This is a genomic window from Pseudomonas putida, assembly GCF_050989985.1.
Lineage (GTDB): Bacteria > Pseudomonadota > Gammaproteobacteria > Pseudomonadales > Pseudomonadaceae > Aquipseudomonas > Aquipseudomonas putida_AI.
Map to the genome: position 1 here is coordinate 1,260,288 of NZ_CP158815.1, position 17,787 is coordinate 1,278,074.

Consider the following 17,787-nt stretch of genomic DNA (forward strand, 5'->3'; position numbering starts at 1 on the left):
TCAGGCTTCGGCTTGGGCTTTGATCAGGCGGTCATACGCGTCCTGATCCAGCAGTTTGGCGACAGCCGAGGCGTCGCTTGGCTGGAAGCGGAAGAACCAGCCTTCGCCCAGTGGGTCTTCGTTGACCAGTTCCGGAGCGCTGTCCAGCGCCGGGTTCACTTCCAGCACTTCACCGTCCAGCGGCATGTACACGCCGCTGGCGGCTTTTACCGATTCCACGGTGGCGGCTTCAGCGCCTTTGTCGTAGGACTGCAGCTCAGGCAGTTGTACGAAAACCACGTCACCCAATGCGTTCTGCGCGAAAGCGGTGATGCCGACTGTGACGCTACCGTCAGCTTCGGTGCGCAGCCATTCGTGATCTTCAGTAAAACGCAACTCGCTCATGGAAACTCCTAAGGGGCCAGACTCGTCTGGTGGACGCGATTGAATGCTTGGGCAATGCCCTGATTTATGAACGCTTACTTAGCAAGAACACGGCCAATGTTTTTTTATTGTTATAAATCAATAAGTTAGGTTGATTTAAAGAGTACGGAAATTGGTGTGCTGTAGCGAAATCGCTACAGGCATGGGGGAGGAAAAAAGCCGAAGTGGATCAAAGCCTTGCACAGCCGCGATTGCAGAGGGGTGTAGCGATATCGTTCCGCTGTAGCGCTTTCAGTACAGGTGGAGGTCGTTTTTGGAGTGTTTGTCGGGTCGATGACTAACCCTGTAGGAGCGAGCCCTGCTCGCGATGACGGACTGACATTCAGCATCAATGTCGACTGAACGACCGCTATCGCGAGCAGGCTCGCTCCCACAGGGTTCTATGGTGTTACGGGAAAGAAGACTTACGGCTTGTTGGGAATCCCGTACTTGCGCAATCGATGGGCGATAGCGGTGTGGGAGGTTTGCAGGCGGCTGGCCAGTTGCCGGGTCGAGGGGTAGCTGACGTAGAGTTTTTCCAGCAGGGTTTTCTCGAACTCGTCCATCGCCTGTTCCAGGCTGTCGACGTCGTGGTCGCTCTGGCGGGCCACCGAGGTGCCGGCGATGTCGAGGTCGCCGATGTCCACCAGGCTGCTTTCGCAAATGGCCGCCGCGCGGAAAATCACGTTTTGCAATTGCCGCACGTTGCCTGGCCAACGGTTGCCCAGCAGTGCCGGATACGTACCCGGCGCCAGACGACAGACCGGACGCTGGATCTGCGCACAGGCCTGCTGCATGAAGTAGCGGGCCAGCAGCAGGATGTCCTGGCCGCGTTCGCGCAGCGGCGGGACTTCGACGTTGAGCACATTGAGGCGGTAGAACAGGTCTTCGCGAAACAGGCCTTCGCTGACCATTTTTTCCAGGTCGCGGTGGGTCGCGCTGAGAATGCGCACATTGACCTTCACTTCGCGATCGCCACCGACCCGGCGAAAACTGCCGTCGTTGAGAAAACGCAGCAACTTGGCCTGCAAATACGGCGACATCTCGCCTATCTCGTCGAGAAACACCGTGCCCTGGTTGGCCAGTTCCATCAGTCCGGGCTTGCCACCGCGCTGCGCGCCGGTAAAGGCGCCGGGGGCGTAGCCGAACAGTTCGCTTTCGGCGAGGTTCTCCGGCAATGCCGCACAGTTCAACGCCAGGAATGGCGCGTTGTGCCGGGCACTGATGGCGTGGCAAGCCCGTGCCACCAGTTCCTTGCCGGTGCCGGTTTCACCCTGGATCAACAACGGCGCATCGAGGGCCGCGACACGTTGCGCGCGAACCTTGAGCGTGCGGATGACCGGCGATTCGCCCAGCAGCGCATCGAAGCCTTCTGCATGGTCGTGGTGCAGCGCTGACAGGCGTTCGCCGATGCGGTTCGGTTGATAGAGGGTCAGCAGGGCGCCGGCGTCGGTGATGGGCGTGGCGTCCAGCAGCAATGTCTGGCCGTTGACGGTGATTTCCCGCAGCGGCAAGCGAAAGCCGTGTTCGAGCAAGGCGTCGAGCAATGCCGGATCGGCGAACAGGTCGGCCACGCTTTCACCGGCCGGCTCGCGACCATACAGGGCAATCAGCGCGGGGTTGGCGAGCAGCACCTTGCCGGCACTGTCCAGCGCCAGCACCGGATCGGTCATGGCCGCGAGCAAGGCGTCGAGCTGCAAGTGCCGACGCTGGCCGGGCAGGATGTCGACCACCGTCATCGCCTGCACGCCGCGCACGCTGAGCAAGGCATCGCGCAGCTCTTCGAGCACGTCCGGGCTCAGGGTCGGGGCGTCGATATAGACGTTGGGCGGCACCATTTCCACCGCATCCAGGTTGAGATTGCGTCCACCGAGCAAAGCCAGGACTTCCTGGGTAATGCCGACGCGGTCGATGAAGCTGACGTGGATACGCATGGGGCGGATTCGGGTTCTGCAGTGCGGAGGGTGGCAAGTATGCCTTGGGGCGGGCGATTGGTGAAATCCGGCGCACTTGGAGCAACGAAGTTTTCACTGTGGGAGCGAGCCTGCTCGCGAAGAGGGTTCGTCAGTCGACAGCAGTGTTGGCTGACACTCCGCTTTCGCGAGCAGGCTCGCTCCCACAAAGGATAATCTGGTCGCACTGATCAATTTGAGGGGCATCATGAAGCTGTCGCTGAAGTTTCAACCACCTTATGACTGGTCCGCCATGCTCGGTTTCCTGTCGGCGCGGGCGATTGCCGGAATGGAAGAGGTGGTGGACGGTGCTTACTCACGCAGCATTGGTTTGAACGGCGTTCACGGCACCCTGTCGATCAAGCCCGAGGCGGTGGATTCACTGGAATTGTCGCTGGATTTTCCCGACCCGACGGCAGTGCCCGAAATCGTCGCTCGATTGCGGCGAATGTTCGATCTGGATGCCGACCTGGTCACCATCCATCGGCAGCTGGCGGTTGACCCGCTGCTGGCGCGGTTGATTGCCGAGCGTCCGGGACTGCGGATTCCAGGGGCATGGGATGGACTGGAACTGGCAATTCGTGCTGTGCTGGGACAGCAGATTACGGTGGTGGCGGCGATCAGGCTGGCGGGGAAACTGGTAGCGAACTACGGCGCCCCGCTGGCTTCGCCGCGTGGTGGCTTGACTCATGTGTTTCCAGAGGCCGCGGTGTTGGCGGTGGCGGACCTGGCGACATTGGGCATGCCGAAAAGCCGTGGCCGAACCTTGTCTGGTGTGGCCCAGGCGTTGCTGGATGATCCGTTGCTGTTCGAGCCGGATCGGCAGGGCGGGGTGGCGCGGTTGCTGGCGCTGTATGGCATTGGCGACTGGACCGCACAGTACGTTGCCCTGCGGCAGTTGCGCAAGCTGGACGGGTTTCCGTCGGGGGATGTGGGGTTGATCAATGCCCTGGCGGCGCTTGAAGGCGAGAAGGTGACAGCGCGTCAGTTGCAAACGCGGGCTGAAGCGTGGCGGCCGTATCGGGGGTATGCGGCGCAGTTGCTTTGGACGTCGTTGAGTCGTTCTGACTGATCCGGATGTTGTGTCGACTGCACTGATCTCTTCGCGAGCAGGCTCGCTCCCACAGTAGATTGTGTGCTTCCTGTGGGAGCGAGCCTGCTCGCGAAAGCTGTCTGAAGGTCACCACCACTGCGGGCGGTGTGAACCCAATTCAGAGGCTGCAATCGTCCACTGCAACGGCGTGCCCGTGATCTTCAACGGCACATGCAATCGGTGCGCAGGTCCCCACGGCGTCTGTTCGACCAGCATCCCCCGATCGCTTTCATCCTCTGCCCGCAACGGCTGATCGGTGCCGGGCCCATGCTCGATCAACAACTTCGCCGTGCGCGCCAGCGACAAGCGCGCCGAGCCACCGCGCCCGCTGTTCAAACGCTCCGTCAGCAACTTGATCGCACTGGCCGCCAACAAATATCCGGTGGCGTGATCCAGGGCCTGCACGGGCAAGGGCGTCGGTTTGTCCGCGTGTTGCCATTGCAGGCCGGCTTCGGCAATGCCACTGCTCATCTGCACCAGGCTGTCGAAGCCGCGGCGGTTCTGCCACGGGCCGGTCCAGCCGTAGGCGTTGAGGCTGACATCGATCAGGCCGGGAGCGAGTTTTTGGCGTTCACCGGCGCCGTATCCCAAGCGCTCCAAGGCATCGGCGCGGTAGCCGTGAAGCACGATGTCGGCGTCCTTGAGCAAGGCTTCAAACAGGCTGCGATCGGTTTTTTCCTGAAGGTCCAGGCGCGCGCAGCGTTTCCCCAGGGTCATTTCCGGCACCACGCCCGGTTCGTTCCAGGTCGGTGGATCGATGCGCAATACCTCGGCACCGAGCCCGGCGAGAAAACGGCTGGCGACGGGGCCTGCGAGCACCCGGGTCAGGTCGAGCACCCTGATTCCGGCCAGCGGTTGCGCCACTGAACCTTGCCAGGGTTTGGCGTTGTGACTGTCGTGGGAGGCGAATTGAATCAGCGGTTCGGCGTTCACCGCCTGGCCTTGCGGGTGTGCCTGCCACTGGGCCCAAGTGCGCATTTCGGCGGCGCAACCACCGGCGTCGACCACCGCCTGCTCCAGATCGCTCTTGCTCCATTGCGCCACCTTGCTCGCCATCGCGGCACGGTCGGCACAGGCGCCCAGCACGGATTCGGCGGCGGCGCGGTGATGCGGGGCGTTGGTGTGCAGGCGGATCCAGCCATCCTTGGCGGCATAATCACCGGCGACCGGATCCCACAAGGGTGGAATGCTCCAGCCCAACGGACGAATCGAACTTGAGAACCAGAACGAGGCCAGGCGTCGGTCGACTTCCAGGCCAGGCAAGCGTCCGGTCTGCTGATGAAGCAGTTCGCTGGTGGCCTGGCCGGCGGCCGCGATGCTGGCGCAGGCCAGGTCGGTGACGGCGAACGCCGAGGGCAGGGCGCCGCTGGAGGTGAACGGAATTGGCGTGGGTGACAAGCCGAGTGCGGCTTGAATGGACGTGAGTAAATCAGTCATCGAAGGCCCTCCGGAACGAGAGGCCGAGGATAGTTCAAAAAGCCGGTGGGGCAGATGAAAAACCTTGTAGGAGCGAGCTTGCTCGCGATGGCGATCTAACAGTCAACATCTGTGTTGAATGTCAGTCAGCTATCGCGAGCAAGCTCGCTCCTACAGAAAAGCTACACCCGGAACTGATCCATCAATTTCATCTGGTGAGTGGTGAGGTTGTTGAGCTGGCTGCTGATCTGCGCCGACTCGGTGGCTTGCCCGGTCAGGGTTTCGGTGACGCTGCGGATCGCCGAGACGTTGCGGTTGACCTCTTCGGCCACGGCGCTTTGCTGTTCGGCGGCGCTGGCGATTTGCAGGTTCATGTCGCTGATGACCGTGACCGCGTCGCTGATTTTGCTCAAGGCCTGGACCGCTTGCTGGATCTGCCCGGCGTTGCTGTGGGCCTGGGTCTGGCTCGAATGCATGGTGGCGACCACGCCGCGCGTGCCGCTCTGGATGCGTTCGATCACCAGGCGGATTTCCTCTACCGAGTCCTGGGTGCGTTTGGCCAGGTTGCGCACTTCATCGGCCACCACCGCAAACCCGCGACCGCTTTCACCGGCACGGGCGGCTTCGATCGCGGCATTGAGCGCCAGCAGGTTGGTTTGTTCGGCGATGCTGCGGATCACCTCCAGCACCGAACCGATCTGCTCGCTGTTCACCGCCAGCGCTTCCACTTCGGTCACGGCCTTGCTGACTTCGTCGGCCAGTTCGTTGATGTCGCGGGTGCTGCGCTCGATGATCTGCATGCCATCGCGGGCCGACTGGTCGGCGCCCTTGGCAGCACTGGCGGCGTTCGACGCGCTGTTGGCGACATCATGGGCGGTCGCGCTCATTTCGTTGGACGCGGTGGCAACCTGGTCGATTTCGCGGAACTGCAACTGCATGCCTTCGCTGGTCTGGCGGGCGATTTCCGAAGACTGGTCGGCGGTGCCACGGGCGTCGGTGATGCTTTGCTTGATCTGCGCGATGGTCGGCTGCAACTTGTCGAGGAAGCGGTTGAACCAGCTGACCAGTTCGCCCAGCTCATCTTTCTTGCTGTAGTGCAGGCGCTGGGTCAAATCGCCGTCGCCACTGGCGATGGCCTTGAGCATTTCCGCAACGCTGTTGATCGGCCGGGTAACGCCGGAGGCGGTCAGCCAGATCAGCAACAGGCCGATCAAGCCGGCAACGATCGCCACCCCTACCGCCTGGATCGTGCCGCTTTGCTGGGCGTCGTCGAGCACGGCTTGCAGTTTCACCGAGTCGGCCAGCAGCACTTGCTTGGGTAGGTCGATCACCACGGCCCAGGCCTTGGCGTCGGCAATCGGGCTGACCGGGTACACCGCCCGGATCAGGTCGCCCTGTTCAAGAATTTTCGGTGCACCGTTGGCGAGCATTTGCAGGATGTCCTTGCCTTCCGCGCCCAGGGTGTCGCCGATGCTCTTGCCCACCTTCGTCGCGTCGACACTGTAGGCGGCCATCACACCGGTGCCGGAGACGATCAGCATGTGCCCGGCATTGTTGAACAGCTCCCGTTGCGCATCGACCGCCGCCGCTTGCAGGGCGTCGAGGGCGATGTCGATGCCGACTACGCCGATGGACTTGCCATCCACCAGCAGCGGCACGGAAATGGTGGTCATCAACACTTCCTTGCCGCCAACCGTATCGGCGTAAGGGTCGAGCAGGCAGGTGCGCTTGGTGTCCCGAGGGCAGGTGTACCAGACGTTGTAGGGCGTGCCGCTGAGGTTCAGGGTGGTCTTGGTCATGTCCTCTTCGACCATGATGGTGTTGAGCGCTTCACCCCCGGCACGGCTCCAGTAAGTGGCGAAGCGGCCAATCTCGTTGGACTGGCGGACGGCGTCACCGACGAACTCGCTGTCCTTGCCATCCAGGCCGTTGGGCTCGAACGCCAGCCAGATGCCCAGCACTTTGCCGTTGCGCTCGAAGGCGGTTTTCAGGCTCTGGTTCAACTCTTCACGCAGGGCACCAGGTTCGAGGGAACGCTTGGCGGCCATATTGCGCATGTCCTTGATCTGATCCGCCAGGGCGGTCACCACCGTCAGGGTTTCACCGAACGTCTTCTGCACCCGCACCGCTTGTTCGGCCGCTTTGGCCTGGAGCAGGTTCTGCACACTGGAGGTGAGCATTGCGCTGCTGGAGTCGTTGACCAGTTCATCGTTCTGATTGGTCTGGTAGATGTTCATGCCGACGATCAGCGCAACGACGCCAAGCAGGCACAGGCCGGAGAGCAGGACGGTTTTCAGGCGGATGGACAGGGAGTCGAACATAGGGCGAACTCGCGAATGGATGAGGTGTTGGCTGTGAGCCGTCGCGGCTCGACGCGCCAAATCCATTCAGCGCCATTCAATCCCCATCGGCGTGGACGCGAGGTGCATGAATTGCAATCCGACGAACGGTAGTGGTTGATCGTTTGCGCGGAAAAATGTGCCGAAAATCATCTAATAAACAGGAAAAATCGCCGACTGTTTCAAGAGCATTTGGGAGGGGCGAGCAAGATCAAAACCTGAAACCTGTGCCGAAAACAGGCGGCAAAACAGGGAGAGTTGCGGGCAATTTCAGGAAGGTTCTGGCAGTGATTCCGGCCGCGACCAGATCCACAGATTGCCCAGGGCCATGCCGGCGATCGCCAGGTAGATCGGCCAGCCGTGATCGAGCATTACCAGCATCAAGGTCGCGCACAGCAGCATGCTGACGGTGGCGCTGACCTTGGCCCGGCGCGCGATGATCTTGCCGTTGCGCCAGTTGCGCAGGATCGGTCCGAACAGGCGGTGGCTTTCCAGCCAGGCACTCAAGCGCGGTGAACTGCGGGTGGCGGTCCAGGCGGCGAGCAGGATGAACTCGGTGGTCGGCAGGCCGGGGATGACGATGGCGATCAGGCCGATGCCGAGGCTGACATAGGCCAGCAGGCCGAAGAGGAGGCGGGAGAGTCTGGAGGTGGCTGGCATGGGCTCAGGCTTGATCGAGATTCACCTGTAGGAGCGAGCATGCTCGCGATGAAGGTCCAAACACCGCGGGGTGTCAGGCAGCCAGCGTTATCGTTGGCGACCATCGCGAGCATGCTCGCTCCTACAGGGAGGTGGGTTAGGCGAGTTCCGGGGCGTAAGCCTGTTCCAACAACACCGTGAACCGGTTAAATGCATCGATGGCGCCTTTATCCAGCTGTGCTTCTTCCTCGGCACTGAACTCCAGCTCATCGAGGGTTTTGACGAAGTTCTTCCAGCCTTGCGCACGACCGCCAGCCGGTTCGCCAAGATGGCGGGCGCCGAAGGTTTCGCTCAGGCCCAGGCCCACGGCGCGCTTGATCAAGAACGCCGCACCAAGCTTGGAACCTTCGGAGACGAACAACCAACCCAGGGCTTGCGCCTTGCTCGGGTTGTTCACGGCGCCCGCCACCGGCGCCGGCACTTCAGTGTCCAGGTCCGCCAGGTCGGCCTTGGCCGCTTCAGCGCGGCAGCGAGCAGGCAGGTCGGCAACGATGGCAGTCAGTTCGGCATCGTTGTACAGCGCCACCAGTTCCGACTGGAACAGGTACTGCGCCACCACGAAACGGGCGAAGCTGGCCTGGGTTTCGAACGGGGCGTGGGCTTTGACCAGCGCGTCGAGTTTGCTGTGGGGTTCGTGGGTGATCTGGTTCAGGCGTTGCGAGCGCAAGGCCGGGCGTGCAGCGGTGTCCTGGGTGGTCATGGGAAATCCTTGAGAAAGAGAAGTATCTGGTAACGAGACGAATGAGCAGGTGCCGGACAGTAAAAATCCTCGCTACGCGACCTGCATCAAGTCGCGCAGCGAGGTGGTCCGGATCAGATGTCCCAGATCAGGTTGACCGCGAAGTTGCGACCCGGCTGGGTCAGGCGGTCGAGGTTGGCCGGTTGCGTCACCGAGGCTTCGCCGACGCTGTCGTAGCCACGCACGTCATCCCACAGCCAGTACTTCTTGTCGGTCAGGTTGTAGATGCCACCGCTGACCGTCACGTCGTCGGTCACTTTGTAGTAGGCACTCATGTCCAGTACGCCGAAGCCCGGGGTCTTGAACTGGCTGCTGACGCCATCCGGCGACTTGAAGTTGCTGTCGTCGACGCGGTCCTTGCGCTTGACCAGCGTCCAGCTGAGCAGGCCACCGTAGTTGTCCTGGTCGTAACCGAGGCCGAATACGCCGGTCAGCGGGTTGACGCTGTTGATCGGCTCGCCGTTGTCGTTGTTGCGACCGTAGGCGTAAGCCACCGAGCCCTGGGTATAGAGGCCCTGCGGCGCGCCGAAGGCGTCGAGGTTCAGGCGGCCCTTGATTTCCGCACCCTTGATGGTGGCGTGCTTGATGTTGGCACTCTGGAAGGTTGGTTCGTCATAGCCTGGGGTCACGGCGTCTTCGTTAATGAAGTCGCGGTACTTGTTGTAGAACACCGCCACATCGAAGGACCCCTGCTCGAAGTTGCCGCGCAGGCCGGTCTCGTAGCCCTGGCTTTTTTCCGGTTCCAGGTTCGGGTTCGGTTCCACGCGGTAGCCGGCCGCGGTGTTGTCGAAGCGCCCGTACAGCGCCTTGGCGGTCGGGGTGCGGAAGCCTTCGGCGTACTGGCCGTACCAGGTGTAATTGTCATTGAAGGCGTAGGTCAGGCCGAACTTGGGCGAGACTTTGTGCCAGGTCTTGTTCTCGTCGCTGACGGTGCCGCGCCCGTCGGCGGAAACCGTGTTGAGGAATTCCTGGGTGATGTCCGGCTTGAGCTCGGTGTAGTCGTAGCGCAGGCCCGGCAGGAAGGTCCAGTTGTTCCAGCTGATCTGATCCTGGGCGTATACGCTGTAGGTATTGATGGTCGGGTCCGGGAAGTCGCTGGATTTTTTCAGCACGTCGGCGGTGCTGATGGCGCCGATGGCCGTGCAACCGCGACCGACCGCCAGGCACGTACCGTTACCGCTGCGCGAGCCGGTGACCTTCTGCTGCTTGAGGGTGGTGCCGTAGGTCAGCAGATGCTCGGTGTCGGCGATGCTGAAGCCTTTGTCCAGCTGCGCGTCGAATACCCACTGCTTTTCTTCGTAGACCGTGTCGCGGGTACGCAGCACCTGGCGGGTGATCGGGAAGTAGAACTCGTCGGTGCTCTGATCAGTCTTGGCGATCTGGTGATTGAGGCTCCACTTGACGTTGTCCACCAGCAGGCTGTCGAGGGCAAAGCTGTGTTCCAGGCCAAAGCGCTCACGGGTAATGGTGTCGTTACCGGTGCGCCACTGGTACATGCCGCCGGGCAACACGCTGGCCGGGATAGTAGGGGCACCAGCGTTGAACGGGCCGCCGTAGGCGCTTTTCTGATCGGTGTCGCGGTCGTCCTTGTACTTTTCGTAGACCAGGCCCAGTCGCGCGTCATCCTGGTAATTCCAGCCGAGCTTGGCCAGCACGTTGGTCGCGCGCACGTCTTCGGGGTTGGCGGCGGTGCGCGTCAGGCCGGTGCTGTTGTTGCTGCCGTAGGATTCGGTTTCGTGACCATCACGCTGGCTGTAGTGCAGCAGACCGTCGAACTGATCGGCGCGACCGGCGACGGTGGCGGATTTCAGCCAGCTCTCATCAGCGGAGCTGTAGCCGGTCTTCAGGCGGGCACCGACGTCCTGGCCGGGCTTGATGATGTCATTGGGGTCGAGAGTGAAATAGCTGACCGCGCCGCCGATGGCGTTGCTGCCGTAGAGCACCGATGCCGGGCCGCGAAGAATTTCGACGCGCTTGATGATTTCCGGGTCGACATAGTTGCGCTGGGTCTTGGCATAGGGACCGTTGAAGAAACCGTTGGGCACTTCAACGCCATCGATCTGGGTCAGCACGCGGTTTCCGTCGATGCCGCGGATGTTGTAGCCGCTGATCCCCCCGCGGGTGCCGGCGCCGCCCACCGAGACTCCCGGTTCATAGCGCACCAGATCCTTGATGGTGTTGACGTTGTTGCGGTCCAGTTCTTCGCGGGTGTGAACGGTAACGGTGCTGGGCACGCTGTTCACATCCTGCTCGTTACGGGTGGCGCTGATGGTCACCTGTTGCAGGTTCAGGGTGCCGGCGCTGGTGCGGCGCTCCAGCACGATGTTGTTATTGCCCAGTTTGCGATAGCTCAGGCTGGTCCCCACCAGCAGGCGATCCAGGGCTTTTTCCGGTGGCAGCGACCCGCGCACACCCGGCGATGCCACACCTTCGGCCAGTTGCGCCGGCAAGCCAACCTGCCAGCCGGTCACGGCGGTGAAGTCATTGAGTGCCGAGACCAGCGGTTGCGGCGCGATGGCGAACGAGTAGTCGCCCATATTGCGGGTCGGCTGTTCGGCAGTGGCGGCGGAGACCTGCGCGGTGCCGGCCATCAGGATGGCGGCAGTCAGCAGCGACAGCACATAAGACGGTGAAGAGGACTGGCGGGTAAGGCGAGGGGACATCGATAGCGCTCCGTGTCGCACGAATCTTTATAGGTGCTGATTGGCATCCGGAGATGCGAATCAATTGCATTGGCTATAACGAGACGTACGAGCTTTGGCTATCGAGTAAAAATAATTCTCATTTAGTTGAGAATGACCAGCGCCGGGAATTCCTTGAGCTTTGCCGAGGTGATGTGGGCCAGCGAGCGGACCACGTCCAGCGGCTGGTCGAGGCGATAGTTTCCGGTGACGGCCACATCAGCCAGTTGCTCGTTGGTGTTGATGATCCAGCCCGGGTAGTAGCGGCGCAATTCCGCGAGCACCTGGCTCAGCGGGCAGTTTTCGAACACCAGGCGGCCCTGGACCCAGGCCAGGTCGGTGGCGGCATCGAGCTTGGCCGGGCGGTCGAAACCGTTGGGACCGATGCGAATGCTTTCACCGGCCGTCAGGCGCACCCGTGCGTCGTCGCGGGTGGCACGCAAGTCGACATCTCCGCGCTGCACACGAACCTGGGCCACGCCATCCAGGTAGCGCACGGCGAATGCGGTGTCGCGAACGCTGGCGGTGACCGGGCCGGCATCGATCTCCAGCGGTTGGCCGCGATGGGACTGCACCTCGAAAAACGCTTCGCCCTGATACAGGCGTGCCACCCGTTGCTGATCGTTGATGGTGCTGGAAAACGCCGAGTTGGTATTGAGCAGAACCCTGGAGCCGTCCTCCAGTTGCAGGCGCTGGCGCTCGCCGACCACGGTCAGGTGATCGGCCTGCAGGCGCAGCGGAAGGTTGCCGAAGCTGAACAGACCGAGGATCAGCACGGCGGCGGTGGCCAGGGGTTTCCAGTGCGGGCGCAGGCGCGACAGGACGGTGACTTTGGCCGGACGCGACGCCAGGCTCTGCGCGCATTGCGTGACTTGCGGACCGTTCCAGATCGCCTGGGCCCTGGCGAAGGCTTCGGCATGCGCCGGGTCGGCAGCGAGCCATGCGTGGAACTGGCGAGACTGCTCTTCGCTCGGGCTGTCCAGCACGATCAGCCAGTCCAGGGCCTGGTCCATCGCATCTGCAGGTTCCTGCGCCGGGGAGGGCGAAGGGGAGCGGTGGGTGTCCGTCACGGTGTTTCCTCGGCTGTGTCTGTGCACGGCTGTTTTTTTAGTGAAGCGCAAAAGAGGGCAAGGGTAGCCCTGATGGACAAAGGCGTCGAGACACGGGCGACTCAGCGGCCGTTCAAGCGGTCGGCGACGCCGATGCAGATGCTCATGATCAGTTTCAGTTCTTTCTGCACGGTGCTGAGCGAGACGTCGAGTGCTTCGGCGATCTCCAGGTAGCTGTGGCCGTGCAGGCGGCTGAGGATGAAAATCTGTTGCTGGCGGGGGCTCAGTTGAGTGAGGCGCACGTTCAAACGCTCGAGCAGTTGTTCGGCATGGGCGGCATCCTCGGCGCTGCTGGCAGGGGCGGCGACGCTTTCCACCACGTCCAGGGGCACGTCATCGACCATGGTCCGCGAGTGGATGCGCCGCGCCCGCAAATGGTCCAGCGCCAGGTTGCGGGCGGTCTGGAAAACGAAGGGTTCCAGGTGATCGATGGCACGCTCGCTAAGCGCACGGGTCACCCGCAGGTAAGTCTCCTGCAGGAGATCCTCGGCGGTGCTGTGGTTATTGACCATCCGCTCCAGCGTGCGCAGCAGAGACACTCGCTGGGTGATGAAGACGTCGTTGAAGCGCGATTGACTCACGGGAGGACCTGATCCATTTCGAGTTAATGATAATGCTTATCATCCGCCTGGCTGGTCAAGTACTGATTTTTCCGGGTGTTACGCGCGGCCCTGCAAATACGTTGCGTAATCCGGGATCCGGTGCAGGTGCGCCTGATCCATCAAGGGGCTGCTGAGCAGGTAGTCGGCGCTGCATTCATTGCAGGCCACGGGAATGTTCCAGACCGCGGCAACGCGCAGCAATGCCTTGATGTCCGGGTCGTGTGGCTGCGGTTCGAACGGGTCCCAGAAGAACACCAGCATGTCGACCCGTTGCTCGGCAATTTGCGCGCCGAGCTGTTGGTCGCTGCCCAGCGGGCCGCTGATCATGCTCTCCACGGGCAGGTCCAGACGTTGTTGCAATAACAAACCCGTGGTGCCGGTGGCGACCAGTTGATGCCGGGCGAGCCGGTCTTTCTGGCGCTCGGCCCAGTCCAGCAAAAACACTTTGCAATGGTCATGGGCGACCAGGGCGATGCGCTTGCGCGCTGCGATGGTTTTCTCGGTAAAGCTGATGCCGATCATGAGGGGAGCTCCAAGGCTTGATACGACCTCTGTAGGAGCGAGCCTGCTCGCGATGAACGAGAGAACACCGCGGGGCATCAGATTCCCCGCGTTATCGTTCACGACCATCGCGAGCAGGCTCGCTCCTACAGGAAGGGGAGGCGGCTTATTCGGCGTTACACAGCGCCAGGCAGTTATCGAGCATGCGGTTGGAGAAGCCCCATTCGTTGTCGTACCAGGCCAGGACCTTGAGCAGCTTGCCGCTGGACTTGGTGTGGTTGGCGTCGAAGATCGACGACAGCGGGTTGTGGTTGAAGTCGCTGGAAACCAGCGGCAGGGCGTTGTAGCCAAGAATCTTCGAATGCTGGCTGGCCTGCTTGAGCAGCGCATTCACTTCCTCTGCGCTCGCCTCGCGTTTGAGCTGCACGGTCAGGTCCACCAGCGACACGTTGATCACCGGTACGCGCACGGCCATGCCGGTCAGCTTGCCCGCCAGTTCCGGCAATACCAGGCCGACCGCTTCGGCGGCGCCGGTCTTGCTCGGGATCATGTTCTGGGTGGCGGAGCGGGCGCGGTACGGGTCGGAGTGATAAACGTCGGTCAGGTTCTGGTCGTTGGTGTAGGCGTGGATGGTGGTCATCAGGCCGCTTTCGATGCCCAGTTCACGGTGCAGCACCTGCGCCACCGGGGCCAGGCAGTTGGTGGTGCACGACGCGTTGGAAATAATCTGGTGCGACTGGCGCAGAATGTCGTGGTTGACCCCATACACCACCGTGGCATCGGCACCCTTGGCCGGTGCGGAGATAATCACTTTGCGTGCGCCGGCGGTGATATGCGCGGCGGCTTTGGCGCGGTCGGTGAACAGACCGGTGCATTCGAACACTACGTCGATCTTCTCCGCGGCCCAGGGCAGGTCGGCGGGATTGCGAATGGCGCTGACCGAAATACGGTCACCATTGACGGTCAGGCTTTCCTGGTCGTGCTGCACATCGGCGTCGAATGTGCCGTGAACCGTGTCGTACTTGAGCAAGTGAGCGTTGATCGCGCTGTCGCCCAGGTCGTTGATGGCGACGATTTGCAGGTCCTGACGGTAGCCCTGGGTATAGAGTGCGCGCAGGACGTTACGGCCAATACGGCCAAAACCATTGATTGCGATTCGAAGAGTCATATATCAGCGCTACCGTCGTTTTGTTGTTGGAATTACAAGATTATTCGCAAAAAAATAGAAAACAAGCCTTTTTAATGGCAATATTTTATTCATTCTACAACGAGTGACCTGAACCAACTGGTCCAACCGATCAAGAAAACCGTCCGTCATCCCATCGACATCGGCGTTTGATCAGCATAGACAATCAGGTCCGCCACATCCGTTAGCCTGGAGTTCTACACATGCATCCCCGCGTCCTTGAGGTCACCGAACGCCTTATCGCCCGTAGTCGCGCCACGCGTGAGGCTTACCTGGCATTGATCCGCGATGCCGCCAGCGACGGGCCGATGCGCGGCAAATTGCAGTGCGCCAACTTCGCCCACGGCGTGGCCGGTTGCGGCAGCGACGACAAGCACAGCCTGCGGATGATGAACTCCGCGAACATCGCGATAGTTTCGTCATATAACGACATGCTCTCGGCGCACCAGCCGTACGAAGTCTTCCCGGAGCTGATCAAGAAGGCCCTGCGCGAGATCGGCTCCGTCGGCCAGTTCGCCGGTGGCACCCCGGCCATGTGCGATGGCGTGACCCAGGGCGAGCCGGGCATGGAGCTGAGCCTGCCCAGTCGTGAAGTGATTGCGCTGTCCACCGCCGTGGCCTTGTCCCACAACATGTTCGACGGCGCGCTGATGCTCGGCATCTGCGACAAGATCGTCCCGGGCCTGATGATGGGCGCGTTGCGTTTCGGTCATCTGCCGATGATCTTCGTCCCGGGCGGGCCGATGGTCTCGGGCATTTCCAACAAGCAGAAAGCCGATGTGCGCCAGCGCTATGCCGAAGGCAAGGCCAGCCGCGAAGAGTTGCTGGAGTCGGAAATGAATTCCTACCACAGCCCCGGCACCTGCACTTTCTACGGCACCGCCAACACCAACCAGCTGCTGATGGAAGTCATGGGCCTGCACTTGCCGGGCGCGTCCTTCGTCAACCCGAACACGCCGTTGCGCGACGCCCTGACCCGCGAAGCGGCGCATCAGGTGACGCGCCTGACCAAGCAGAACGGCAACTACATGCCGATCGGTGAAATCGTCGACGAGCGTTCGATCGTCAACTCCATCGTCGCGCTCAACGCCACCGGCGGCTCGACCAACCACACCCTGCACATGCCGGCCATCGCCATGGCGGCGGGCATTCAACTGACCTGGCAGGACATGGCCGACCTCTCGGAAGTCGTGCCGACCCTGAGCCACGTCTACCCGAACGGCAAGGCCGACATCAACCACTTCCAGGCAGCGGGCGGCATGTCGTTCCTGATCCGCGAACTGCTGGACGCCGGGCTGCTCCACGAAAACGTCAACACCGTGTTGGGCCACGGCCTGAGCCGCTACACCCAGGAGCCGTTCCTCGACAACGGTGAACTGGTCTGGCGCGAAGGCATCACCGAAAGCCTCGACGAAAGCATCCTGCGCCCGGTTGCCCGCGCGTTCTCGCCAGAGGGCGGCCTGCGGGTGATGGAAGGCAACCTGGGTCGCGGCGTGATGAAGGTGTCGGCAGTGGCCCTGGAAAACCAGATCGTCGAAGCACCGGCCATGGTGTTCCAGGATCAGCAGGACCTGGCCGACGCTTTCAAGGCCGGTTTGCTGGAGAAGGATTTCGTCGCGGTGATGCGCTTCCAGGGCCCGCGCTCCAACGGTATGCCCGAGTTGCACAAGATGACGCCGTTCCTCGGCGTGCTGCAGGATCGCGGCTTTAAGGTGGCGCTGGTGACCGACGGGCGCATGTCCGGCGCGTCGGGGAAAATCCCGGCGGCCATTCACGTCAGTCCCGAGGCCTATGTGGGCGGCGCTTTGGCGCGGGTGCAAGAGGGCGATATCATCCGCGTCGATGGCGTCAAAGGCACCCTGGAAATCAAGGTGGACGCCGAAGAATTCGCAGCGCGCACGCCGGCCAAGGGCCTGTTGGGCAACAACATCGGCACCGGTCGCGAGCTGTTCGGTTTCATGCGCATGGCCTTCAGCTCGGCGGAGCAGGGCGCCAGCGCCTTCACTTCTGCCCTGGAGACGCTTAATTGAAACTGGCTTTGGTCGGTGACATCGGTGGGACCAACGCACGCTTCGCGTTGTGGAAAAACCAGCAGCTGGAATCGGTCCAGGTGCTGGCAACGGCCGACCATGCCAGCCCGGAAGAGGCGATCAGCCTGTACCTGAACGGGCTGGGCCTGGCGCCGGGGGCCATCGGGTCGGTGTGCCTGTCGGTGGCCGGTCCCGTGAGCGGCGACGAGTTCAAGTTCACCAACAACCACTGGCGCCTGAGCCGCAAGGGCTTTTGCCAGACCTTGCAAGTGGACCGGTTACTGCTGGTCAACGACTTCTCGGCCATGGCCCTGGGCATGACCCGTTTGCAGCCGGGGGAATTCCGCGTGGTCTGCGAGGGCACGCCGGAGCCGCTGCGCCCGGCGGTGGTGATCGGTCCGGGCACTGGCCTGGGTGTCGGCACTTTGCTGGATTTGGGTGAAGGGCGTTTCGCCGCGCTGCCGGGTGAGGGTGGTCACGTCGACTTGCCGCTGAGCAGCCCGCGCGAGACCCAACTGTGGCAACACATCTTCAACGAGATCGGGCATGTCAGCGCCGAAACGGCGTTGAGCGGCGGCGGCTTGCCCCGTGTCTATCGGGCGATCTGTGCGGTGGACGGCCACGAGCCTGTGCTCGACACCCCGGAAGCGATCACCGCAGCGGGCCTGGCGGGCGATCCGATTGCCCTGGAAGTGCTCGAACAATTCTGCTGCTGGCTCGGCCGCGTGGCCGGCAACAACGTGCTGACTACCGGTGGGCGCGGCGGCGTGTATATCGTGGGCGGGGTGATTCCACGCTTCGCCGACTTCTTCCTCGAAAGCGGCTTCGCCCGGTGCTTTGCCGACAAGGGCTGCATGAGCGATTATTTCAAGGGGATACCGGTGTGGCTGGTGACGGCGCCGTATTCGGGCCTGGTCGGTGCCGGAGTAGCGCTGGAGCAATCAATCCTCGTTTGAAATGCGGTCAAAATGTAGGAGCGAGCCTGCTCGCGATGACGGTGTGTCAGTCAACAGAACTGTTGGATGCAAGACCGCTATC

General features: G+C 62.1%; 14 protein-coding genes and 1 pseudogene. 3 read left to right on the forward strand and 12 right to left on the reverse strand.

What is annotated here, in order from left to right; translation table 11 throughout:
* Nucleotides 1-384 carry a glycine cleavage system protein GcvH gene (gene gcvH / locus ABTV29_RS05990; protein WP_433769250.1) on the reverse strand — a complete coding sequence of 128 codons (384 nt, stop codon included), beginning with the start codon at nt 382-384 and terminating at the stop codon, nt 1-3.
* A 443-nt stretch (nt 385-827) separates the two neighbouring features.
* Nucleotides 828-2,336 (reverse strand): sigma-54-dependent transcriptional regulator, encoded by a 1,509-nt coding sequence (locus ABTV29_RS05995; RefSeq protein ID WP_433769251.1) that lies wholly within the window; start codon nt 2,334-2,336, stop codon nt 828-830.
* Between the two features lie 226 nt (nt 2,337-2,562).
* Here ABTV29_RS05995 and ABTV29_RS06000 point away from each other — a divergent pair, with 226 nt between their 5' ends.
* Entirely contained in the window at nt 2,563-3,426 is an 864-nt protein-coding gene (locus tag ABTV29_RS06000) for a DNA-3-methyladenine glycosylase family protein (protein WP_433769252.1), read from the forward strand.
* A gap of 108 nt (nt 3,427-3,534) precedes the next feature.
* Here the strand turns inward: ABTV29_RS06000 and ABTV29_RS06005 are convergent, their stop codons facing one another.
* From ABTV29_RS06005 to gap, 10 genes and pseudogenes are all read right to left on the reverse strand, one after another.
* Nucleotides 3,535-4,884 (reverse strand): CoA transferase, encoded by a 1,350-nt coding sequence (locus ABTV29_RS06005; protein WP_433769253.1) that lies wholly within the window; start codon nt 4,882-4,884, stop codon nt 3,535-3,537.
* Nucleotides 4,885-5,045: 161 nt separating this feature from the next.
* Nucleotides 5,046-5,801: a methyl-accepting chemotaxis protein gene (locus tag ABTV29_RS06010; protein ID WP_433771763.1), complete on the reverse strand. Its 756-nt coding sequence runs from the start codon at nt 5,799-5,801 to the stop codon at nt 5,046-5,048.
* 150 nt (nt 5,802-5,951) lie between these two features.
* Nucleotides 5,952-7,250: pseudogene (locus ABTV29_RS06015) on the reverse strand (PDC sensor domain-containing protein); the annotation flags it as partial.
* Nucleotides 7,251-7,472: 222 nt separating this feature from the next.
* The gene (locus ABTV29_RS06020; RefSeq protein ID WP_433769254.1) at nt 7,473-7,862 is read right to left on the reverse strand and encodes a YbaN family protein; all 390 of its coding nucleotides are present in this window, start codon (nt 7,860-7,862) and stop codon (nt 7,473-7,475) included.
* Nucleotides 7,863-7,998: 136 nt separating this feature from the next.
* Nucleotides 7,999-8,601 carry a biliverdin-producing heme oxygenase gene (locus ABTV29_RS06025; protein ID WP_433769255.1) on the reverse strand — a complete coding sequence of 201 codons (603 nt, stop codon included), beginning with the start codon at nt 8,599-8,601 and terminating at the stop codon, nt 7,999-8,001.
* Between the two features lie 113 nt (nt 8,602-8,714).
* Nucleotides 8,715-11,303 (reverse strand): TonB-dependent receptor, encoded by a 2,589-nt coding sequence (locus ABTV29_RS06030; RefSeq protein ID WP_433769256.1) that lies wholly within the window; start codon nt 11,301-11,303, stop codon nt 8,715-8,717.
* Nucleotides 11,304-11,425: 122 nt separating this feature from the next.
* Nucleotides 11,426-12,391 (reverse strand): FecR family protein, encoded by a 966-nt coding sequence (locus tag ABTV29_RS06035; RefSeq protein ID WP_433769257.1) that lies wholly within the window; start codon nt 12,389-12,391, stop codon nt 11,426-11,428.
* 101 nt (nt 12,392-12,492) lie between these two features.
* Nucleotides 12,493-13,011 (reverse strand): RNA polymerase sigma factor, encoded by a 519-nt coding sequence (locus ABTV29_RS06040; protein WP_433769258.1) that lies wholly within the window; start codon nt 13,009-13,011, stop codon nt 12,493-12,495.
* A 78-nt stretch (nt 13,012-13,089) separates the two neighbouring features.
* Nucleotides 13,090-13,554 (reverse strand): methylglyoxal synthase, encoded by a 465-nt coding sequence (locus ABTV29_RS06045; protein WP_433769259.1) that lies wholly within the window; start codon nt 13,552-13,554, stop codon nt 13,090-13,092.
* A gap of 145 nt (nt 13,555-13,699) precedes the next feature.
* Entirely contained in the window at nt 13,700-14,701 is a 1,002-nt protein-coding gene (gene gap, locus ABTV29_RS06050) for a type I glyceraldehyde-3-phosphate dehydrogenase (protein ID WP_110964590.1), read from the reverse strand.
* A gap of 221 nt (nt 14,702-14,922) precedes the next feature.
* On the opposite strand from gap, the gene edd reads away from it, so the two are divergent.
* Together edd and ABTV29_RS06060 are read left to right on the forward strand one after the other, a co-directional pair.
* Nucleotides 14,923-16,749 (forward strand): phosphogluconate dehydratase, encoded by a 1,827-nt coding sequence (edd, locus tag ABTV29_RS06055; RefSeq protein ID WP_433769260.1) that lies wholly within the window; start codon nt 14,923-14,925, stop codon nt 16,747-16,749.
* On the forward strand, nt 16,746-17,705 hold the full coding sequence (locus ABTV29_RS06060; protein ID WP_433769261.1) for a glucokinase: 960 nt from the start codon (nt 16,746-16,748) through the stop codon (nt 17,703-17,705). Before edd ends, ABTV29_RS06060 begins: the two co-directional genes overlap by 4 nt.
* Nucleotides 17,706-17,787 lie beyond the last annotated feature (82 nt).

Coding starts and splice junctions, on each gene's coding strand:
- gcvH (WP_433769250.1), bottom strand. CDS start 384: ATGAGCGAGTTGCGTTTTACTGAAGATCACGAATGGCTGCGCACCGAA.
- ABTV29_RS05995 (WP_433769251.1), bottom strand. CDS start 2,336: ATGCGTATCCACGTCAGCTTCATCGACCGCGTCGGCATTACCCAGGAA.
- ABTV29_RS06000 (WP_433769252.1), top strand. CDS start 2,563: ATGAAGCTGTCGCTGAAGTTTCAACCACCTTATGACTGGTCCGCCATG.
- ABTV29_RS06005 (WP_433769253.1), bottom strand. CDS start 4,884: ATGACTGATTTACTCACGTCCATTCAAGCCGCACTCGGCTTGTCACCC.
- ABTV29_RS06010 (WP_433771763.1), bottom strand. CDS start 5,801: ATGCAGTTGCAGTTCCGCGAAATCGACCAGGTTGCCACCGCGTCCAAC.
- ABTV29_RS06020 (WP_433769254.1), bottom strand. CDS start 7,862: ATGCCAGCCACCTCCAGACTCTCCCGCCTCCTCTTCGGCCTGCTGGCC.
- ABTV29_RS06025 (WP_433769255.1), bottom strand. CDS start 8,601: ATGACCACCCAGGACACCGCTGCACGCCCGGCCTTGCGCTCGCAACGC.
- ABTV29_RS06030 (WP_433769256.1), bottom strand. CDS start 11,303: ATGTCCCCTCGCCTTACCCGCCAGTCCTCTTCACCGTCTTATGTGCTG.
- ABTV29_RS06045 (WP_433769259.1), bottom strand. CDS start 13,554: ATGATCGGCATCAGCTTTACCGAGAAAACCATCGCAGCGCGCAAGCGC.
- gap (WP_110964590.1), bottom strand. CDS start 14,701: ATGACTCTTCGAATCGCAATCAATGGTTTTGGCCGTATTGGCCGTAAC.
- edd (WP_433769260.1), top strand. CDS start 14,923: ATGCATCCCCGCGTCCTTGAGGTCACCGAACGCCTTATCGCCCGTAGT.